Origin of the sequence: Leucothrix arctica (assembly GCF_003172895.1) — a bacterium.
In the GTDB taxonomy this organism is placed as follows: domain Bacteria; phylum Pseudomonadota; class Gammaproteobacteria; order Thiotrichales; family Thiotrichaceae; genus Leucothrix; species Leucothrix arctica.
Window position 1 is genome coordinate 94,248 of sequence record NZ_QGKL01000032.1, and the last position, 7,164, is coordinate 101,411.

Genomic DNA, 7,164 nt, shown 5'->3' on the forward strand with positions numbered 1-7,164 from the left:
AAGATACAGCGACGCGGTGACTATAAGTGTGTTGTTAGATCTTTTGATTTTTCACAGTAATAAGCTCAGCAGCTATAGAAACAGCAATTTCAGCAGGTGTATGACTGCCGATGTCTAAGCCTGCAGGGCCGCTTAAACGAGAGATTTGTTGTGCGTCCAGATCAAACTCGAGCAACCTTAAACGACGCTTATCATTATTCACTTTTGAGCCTAGCGCACCAATGTAAAAAGCAGGGGAGGCCAAGGCTTCCATCAGTGCTAAATCATCGAGCTTTGGGTCATGTGTCAGTGCCACAACCGCAGTGCGTGAGTCCATTTTCATATCAACTACGGTGTCGTCGGGCATGGTCGTGATGAGTTTAGTGTTAGCGATTGCCCACTCTGAATGGTACTCGACACGTGGATCACAAATAGTGACGGCAAAGTCGAGGCTGATTGCAATTTGCGAAAGTAACTCACCAATCTGTCCTGCACCGATAATCAGTAGTCGGTAGTGAGGGCCAAATACATTAATAAACGCGGTGTCATCGCACGCTAGTGAGTCGTTATCATTGGCAATGTGTTGATCCACTGACGCGGTTTCGAGCGATACGCGACGCGTCACAGCAGAGCCTTGCTCTAACAAGCCTAACAGCTGGGTCAGATTTTTAATCGCTTCTGCACCTATCAACGGCTCTTGAACAACACGCATGGTGCCACCACAAGGCAAGCCAAAACGGCGAGCTTCATCCGCATTGACGCCATAACTCACGATGCTGGGCTTGTCAGGTAAGCCATCGTTTTTTAAACGATAAATAAGATCATCTTCGATACAGCCACCCGACACTGAGCCTGCAACCATGCCATCGTCGCGTAACACCATAATCGAGCCTGGTGGACGTGGTGATGACCCCCACGTATTGACGACGGTATAAAGCAACACGTCGTGGCCGTCATTGAGCCAGTTTAAGGCGCGGGTAAGGATGTCTTGATTTTGGTTTTGCATTGACTCTCTCTTAGCGTGAGCTGTGACATAGATATTGTCACGGCTTGCAGTACAATATGACGCTTATGAATATAGCGAATCAATATAATACTCGCGAAACCGTCGGCATTCTACTAGCGGCAGGACAGGGGCGACGTTTTGGCGGTGATAAATGTCTGGCACTGCTCCCCGACGGAGCGCCAATGGGCTTGCGGGCAGCGCAGAACTTAAGTGCCGCTGTCGATACCTTGGTATGCGTGGTGCGCCCTGATGATTGGGCACTAATAACACTATTCAATAACCATGGTTTTCGCACAGTTGATTGCCCCGATGCCGCATTAGGAATGAGTGCCAGTCTCAAAGCAGGCATCATAGCGACACCCGAAGCACAGGGCTGGGTCATTGCGTTAGCAGATATGCCGTTGATACAGCCGGCAACGCATCAGTTATTAGTGAATGAATTGCGTGAGCAGGGCGGTATTGTGCGACCGACGTATGCTGATAAAGCCGGACACCCCGTGCTATTTGCGCAGCAGTATCGTGATGACTTACTGGCGTTAAGTGGCGATAGTGGTGCTAAAGCTGTGTTAAAACGTTATCAGTCGCAGCTTCGACTATTAGCTGTTGATGACGCGGGTGTGTTGCAGGACTTTGATACCAAAGACAGTTTGTTAGAGATTTAAGGGTTGGTACTCATTAAATCAATCAGCGACAAGGTCATTCGTGCCGTCGCACCCCATAATACATAGCCATCGTAAGGCTCAAAATAAACCACAGGTAACGACTTCCCGTTAAGTATGCGCTCTTCAACACGGTAGTTAGTGGTGTCAGTCAACCAACGCAGTGGAATAGTAAACGTCGCCGCCACTTCTGCCTCTTCCAGCGTTAAGTCGTAAGGCCAAGGCATCGTCGCAACCACTGGCGTGATTTGATAATTACTAATGCTGTAATGGTGGTTGAGTTGCCCCAATACCGTCACATCTTCAGGTAATACCCCAATCTCTTCGTGCGTTTCGCGAAGTGCGGTAGCAAACATGTCTTCATCAGACTCTTCGTACCTGCCACCGGCAAACGCTACTTGGCCGCTATGACAGTCGTTTTCATGTTCACTGCGCTGTATAAACAGCAGACTCCACTCACCGTCTACTTCAACAAAAGGGACTAACACCGCTGCTTGTCGCATCGGCTTATCATCGTTACTTGGAGGCACGTCATACGTTGCATCCAGTGATTTTTTGAGTCGGTCAATGATCTTATTTTGTGACAGGGTCGCTAGTTCACTCACGTGGTCGCCTCTTGTTTTTGTGCTAGGTAGTATGCCTATAATCATACCTGTTTTTTTAGTTCAAAACAGTGACAGAGGAATGTATGCAAATTAGTAATGCCCCAGGCCCCAAGGCATATGGCCAAGATGATCATAGCTTTCAAACGGCAGGTGGAATTGACGGTATTCGCCAGTTAGTCACTGACTTTTACCAGCAAATGGATGTTATTCCCGATGCTAGTCACATTCGTAGTTTGCACCCAAAAGATCAAGAAGAGTCGATTGATAAGTTGGCGCGTTTCTTAACAGGCTGGATGGGCGGCCCGTCGTTGTATAACGAAAAGTATGGTCGCATTAGTATTCCTGCGGCACATCAGCACATAGATATTGGTAACGCAGAGCGTGATGCGTGGTTGGGTTGTATGAAGCAAGCGTTGGACATGCAGAAAAGCTACCCGCAAGACTTTCGTGACTACCTTATGACGCAGCTCACATTTCCCGCGAACATGTGTAGAAATAGAGAATAAACATGGCCAAGCAAGAAGACTTTGAGAAAGAAAGTGATCAGCAGCGCGCAGCAGATGGTTTAGCTAACTTTATGATTTATCTATCCAGTCCATGGCGGGTTGTTTGGATGAATTTTGTGGCGGGAATGTTCAGAGGTTTGGGCGCACTCGTTGGTGCATCACTCGTGATCGCCTTGATCATTTGGGTGCTAAGCTTATTTAAAGAAGTGCCGTTTTTGGGCGACTACGCCAATGATATGGAAGCGGTTGTACAAAGCTATATGTATGAAATGGATTACAATGATGAGCTAGGCCGTGTCGCTGAAACACTGGAGCGTATCGAGGAGTCCCTTAAGCAGCAAGAGACTCCACCTATTAGCGAATAATTAGCTGAAGTTTAAGTCTACCATCAGCTGATTCGGTAATTCTTCAAGCGCGTCTTGGACTTCTTCAGGCGTAATGCCTTCAGGTAAGCTCAGCGTCAGGTTAGCGTAAAACATCAGCTCACTCGACATTGGTGCAGGGCGCTGCTTACTTTCAAGCTCTTGAATATTCACATGAAGTTGTGACAACTTACGAGTGATAGAGTTGATGATACCTGAGGTATCTGGGCCAACTACTTCAAGTGACAGTGTCTTGTATTCGAGTTCGGCAGCTTCTTCTGTAACAAGCTCAACGGCTATTTCTAAGCCATCATCTTGTAAGTTGTTAAGGTCGGCGATAAATCCATCTGCGTTATCCTCAGGCACTGAGGCTTTTAGCAAACCAGCGAACTTACCCGCAAGGTGAATCATGCGACTATCAGTCCAGTTTCCCTCGTATTCATTGAGCACTTCCGATAGTTCTTTGACGATACCGGGACGGTCATTACTCAAGACGGTTAAAACTAATGTTTGATTCACAGATAAGTTCCTCATTGGGTGAAGCTGAGCGGTCATACTGACATAAGTTACACCATTATCCTAAGGGTAACTGAGCTATAAATATAGGCTAAAATGATAGCTGTTTTGTTAAATTCCTAGATGAGTGGCTTTGGCTATTTTCCGTATGGGAAAATGTTTAATGAGAGGCTAGTTCGATCAGTCTGTCTCTGACTAGCTCGCCAGCACTCATATTGCACTGCCTTACGACCTGCGCTAAGTCGACACACGAGTGAAGTGACTTACTCATGATCGCATCTATGCAGTGCCGCCATTGTTCTACTTCGGGCGACACAGAGTTGCTCAGCAAGCTACCTTGGTAAAGCGAAAAGGTCTGCTCAACATCTTGTGTGCGAATGGTTGACCACAGCTCAGTAAAGTCCGCCCAACAGCTGACACTCAAGCGGTAAGGGCGAGAGTCAATCTGTCCATGAAGCAAGCCGCGCAACTTAGAAATCTCTGATTTAAGCGTGCTTAGTGTCACCTTCTGATCGCCATACAAGGCATCGTGCAGGGCATTTAACGATAAACCACGAGGGTTTAACGCAAGTAAACATAAAATCTCACAATGCCTGAGTGACAGCGGCAGCGTTTTACCTTGATAAATAACGTGTGGCTGGCCGAGCATGTGTAGCTCTAACTCGGCTTGTGGGGTGTGTATGGGGAGTTTCTTAGCAATGGACTTTGCCATTTGCTCGATGGCTGCTTGGCCTAACGGCGTGTGTTTTTCCCATGTAGACGACAGGTCTAATGTACCGACTAACTTACCCGTTTGTGGGTGAATAATTGGCGCGGCATAACACACCCATTCGTGCAAATTAGAGTGAAAGTGTTCTGCTGAAAAAACGGTGACGGGTTTCTTGGTGACTAAGCATAAACCAACGGCATTTGTGCCTGCGCTTTGCTCACCCCAGCGCCCACCAGCGACGAAGTTAACGTCTGCTGCGCGATCTTGCATATGTTTGCTAGCATAAGTCCACAGTAAGCGGCCGGATGGGTCAGAGATGGCTGCAACCAATTCGCCTTCACTGACGATATCTATAAGGTGGCCTAGCTCTTGTTTGGCACTAGAGTGGATGACGGATTCGTGCCAGCGGTATTTGGTTTCGTAGGGGTCTTCGAGAGGGACAAGTTTAGTGGTGTGGACAGACTGGCTACGTTGCCAAGAAGCGCTAATGGTCTTGGGAACTTCGCGCGGCTTGAGACGTTTATTTTCGACAAAACGATGCCACTGTTGCTCAGTAGTCTGACGACGTTGTTTTAATGACATATCTCCTCCTTGTAAGCGATGAAACCTATTCAACCTTTATTAAACCATTAATAAATCTTGGGTTGCTAACATCTACGTACCAATTGATACCACCTGAGTGGCAACAAAACAAGGAGTAGATCATGTTATACGCAAACCCTAATACGGCGGGCGCCGTCGTAAATTTCAAAGAAAAGTACGGAAATTTCATTGGCGGCGAGTGGGTCGCACCGGTTGAAGGTCAATACTTTGGCAATGTATCCCCTGTTAATGGCGAAGTGTTTTGCCAGATTCCTCGTTCAAGTGCTGCTGATATTGAGTTGGCTTTAGATGCCGCTCACGCTGCAAAAGTAGCTTGGGGTAAAACGTCAGTTCCTGATCGCTCACGTATCTTATTAAAAATAGCAGACCGTATCGAAGAAAACCTAGAGTTGTTGGCGGTAGCTGACACGTGGGACAACGGTAAAGCCGTTCGCGAAACGCTCAATGCAGACGTTCCATTATGTGCTGACCACTTCCGTTATTTTGCGGGTTGTATTCGTGCGCAAGAAGGTGGAATAGGTGAGATTGATAACAATACAGTGGCGTATCACTTTCATGAGCCACTCGGTGTTGTCGGGCAAATCATCCCTTGGAACTTCCCACTCCTCATGGCTTGCTGGAAATTGGCACCTGCATTAGCTGCGGGTAACTGCGTGATTCTGAAACCTGCTGAGCAAACGCCTGTTTCAATATTAGTATTCATGGAACTGATTGGTGACTTGTTACCACCGGGCGTTCTCAATATTGTGAATGGCTATGGTGCGGAAGCGGGTCAAGCGTTAGCAAGCAGTAAGCGCATTGCTAAAATCGCATTCACGGGTTCTACACCGGTTGGCTCACATATTCTTAAATGTGCGGCTGAGAACATTATTCCTTCAACGGTTGAGCTCGGTGGTAAGTCACCAAACTTGTTCTTTGAAGATGTACTAGATCAAGAAGATGAGTTTGTCAGTAAGTGTTTAGAAGGCGCAGCGTTGGCGTTCTTTAATCAGGGTGAGGTGTGTACGTGTCCTTCGCGCTTATTAATTCAAGAGTCTATTTATGACAAGTTTATGGAGCTGTTGCTTGAGCGTGTGAAGCTGATTAAGCGTGGTAACCCACTAGATACAGACGTGATGGTCGGTGCGCAGGCGTCAGAAGAGCAGTACGACAAGATTTTGAAGTACATTGAAATTGGTAAAAACGAAGGCGCGGAAGTGCTTATCGGTGGTGGTGTTGAAACGCTTGATGGTGAGCACGGTACTGGCTTCTACATCCAGCCGACGCTGTTGAAGGGCACGAATAATATGCGTGTTTTCCAAGAAGAGATTTTTGGCCCTGTTGTGTCAGTGACTACGTTTAAAGACGCAGCGGAAGCACTAGAGATTGCTAACGACTCTGAGTTTGGTTTGGGTGCGGGTGTTTGGACGCGTGATATGAACTTGTCTTACCGCATGGGTCGTGGCATCGAAGCAGGGCGTGTTTGGACTAACTGTTATCACCAGTATCCTGCGGGCGCGGCATTTGGTGGTTATAAGAAGTCAGGTGTTGGTCGTGAAAACCATAAGATGATGTTGGACCACTACCAGCAAACTAAGAATCTGTTGGTTAGTTACGATACTAATCCACTGGGATTCTTTTAAGAAAGCTGCGATAGCTTCCCCTCCTACTATTGCAGTGATGTTAGCCGAGACTTAGGTCTCGGCTTTTTTGTGGGTGAGGGCTGCGTTTAAGGTATTGATTATCTATGGCGCTACTTGAGGTTACGATGGATATTTTTATATCACTTCTTGATATCGCATTGTTTTGGCTGAATAATGACCTGAAAGTCGCAAGTGATGTGTCAAAATATAGGCTAAAACAAGTGCTTAAGACCTGATAACAGTATTGGATATGTTTTTAAAGACCTTAAAATCACTTTTACTTCAGTGGTTTAGGGGGGGGTAGTTTTAGTTTACGAAAAAACAAAGGTTTAAGTCCTGATAATATATTAAAAGGTCTTAGACCTTCTTAATGAACTGTTGAACTAAACCGCTTCGCGGTAGCTTACTGGTTTTCAAGTAATTTTCTATAAATGAGCCAAACTTTAATTGTTATTAAACAGACAATTAAAGGCGGTTTATCATGAAAGTCAGTCCTCTACGCCAACGGATGCTTGATACGTTGGTCCTTCGTGGCTGTTCAGCCAGTACCATCAAGTCGTATGTTTATGCAGTTGAACAGCTGTGTCGATATTATCA

The 7,164-nt window shown here is 46.5% G+C and carries 8 protein-coding genes; 4 read left to right on the top strand and 4 right to left on the bottom strand.

Annotated features, from left to right (window positions below):
- Window positions 1-34: 34 nt before the first annotated feature.
- Window positions 35-985 carry an XdhC family protein gene (locus tag DKT75_RS12015; protein WP_109823681.1) on the bottom strand — a complete coding sequence of 317 codons (951 nt, stop codon included), beginning with the start codon at window positions 983-985 and terminating at the stop codon, window positions 35-37.
- A 56-nt stretch (window positions 986-1,041) separates the two neighbouring features.
- On the opposite strand from DKT75_RS12015, the gene DKT75_RS12020 reads away from it, so the two are divergent.
- On the top strand, window positions 1,042-1,647 hold the full coding sequence (locus DKT75_RS12020; protein WP_211665397.1) for a nucleotidyltransferase family protein: 606 nt from the start codon (window positions 1,042-1,044) through the stop codon (window positions 1,645-1,647).
- Here DKT75_RS12020 and DKT75_RS12025 read toward each other — a convergent pair.
- Window positions 1,644-2,249 carry an NUDIX hydrolase gene (locus DKT75_RS12025; protein ID WP_158278855.1) on the bottom strand — a complete coding sequence of 202 codons (606 nt, stop codon included), beginning with the start codon at window positions 2,247-2,249 and terminating at the stop codon, window positions 1,644-1,646. The genes DKT75_RS12020 and DKT75_RS12025 overlap by 4 nt on opposite strands.
- Before the next feature lie 83 nt (window positions 2,250-2,332).
- On the opposite strand from DKT75_RS12025, the gene DKT75_RS12030 reads away from it, so the two are divergent.
- A complete protein-coding gene (locus DKT75_RS12030; protein ID WP_109823683.1) occupies window positions 2,333-2,755 on the top strand; it encodes a group II truncated hemoglobin in 423 nt (140 codons plus the stop codon).
- 2 nt (window positions 2,756-2,757) lie between these two features.
- The gene (locus DKT75_RS12035) at window positions 2,758-3,120 is read left to right on the top strand and encodes a DUF5665 domain-containing protein (RefSeq protein WP_109823684.1); all 363 of its coding nucleotides are present in this window, start codon (window positions 2,758-2,760) and stop codon (window positions 3,118-3,120) included.
- Here DKT75_RS12035 and DKT75_RS12040 read toward each other — a convergent pair whose 3' ends face one another.
- Both DKT75_RS12040 and DKT75_RS12045 read right to left on the bottom strand, forming a co-directional pair.
- Window positions 3,121-3,636 (bottom strand): glycine cleavage system transcriptional repressor, encoded by a 516-nt coding sequence (locus DKT75_RS12040; RefSeq protein ID WP_109823690.1) that lies wholly within the window; start codon window positions 3,634-3,636, stop codon window positions 3,121-3,123.
- A 157-nt stretch (window positions 3,637-3,793) separates the two neighbouring features.
- On the bottom strand, window positions 3,794-4,924 hold the full coding sequence (locus DKT75_RS12045) for a helix-turn-helix domain-containing protein (RefSeq protein WP_109823685.1): 1,131 nt from the start codon (window positions 4,922-4,924) through the stop codon (window positions 3,794-3,796).
- A 122-nt stretch (window positions 4,925-5,046) separates the two neighbouring features.
- Here DKT75_RS12045 and exaC point away from each other — a divergent pair, with 122 nt between their 5' ends.
- Window positions 5,047-6,567 carry an acetaldehyde dehydrogenase ExaC gene (exaC, locus tag DKT75_RS12050; protein ID WP_109823686.1) on the top strand — a complete coding sequence of 507 codons (1,521 nt, stop codon included), beginning with the start codon at window positions 5,047-5,049 and terminating at the stop codon, window positions 6,565-6,567.
- The last annotated feature ends 597 nt before the right edge of the window (window positions 6,568-7,164 follow it).

Coding starts and splice junctions, on each gene's coding strand:
- DKT75_RS12015 (WP_109823681.1), bottom strand. CDS start 985: ATGCAAAACCAAAATCAAGACATCCTTACCCGCGCCTTAAACTGGCTC.
- DKT75_RS12020 (WP_211665397.1), top strand. CDS start 1,042: ATGACGCTTATGAATATAGCGAATCAATATAATACTCGCGAAACCGTC.
- DKT75_RS12030 (WP_109823683.1), top strand. CDS start 2,333: ATGCAAATTAGTAATGCCCCAGGCCCCAAGGCATATGGCCAAGATGAT.
- DKT75_RS12035 (WP_109823684.1), top strand. CDS start 2,758: ATGGCCAAGCAAGAAGACTTTGAGAAAGAAAGTGATCAGCAGCGCGCA.
- DKT75_RS12045 (WP_109823685.1), bottom strand. CDS start 4,924: ATGTCATTAAAACAACGTCGTCAGACTACTGAGCAACAGTGGCATCGT.
- exaC (WP_109823686.1), top strand. CDS start 5,047: ATGTTATACGCAAACCCTAATACGGCGGGCGCCGTCGTAAATTTCAAA.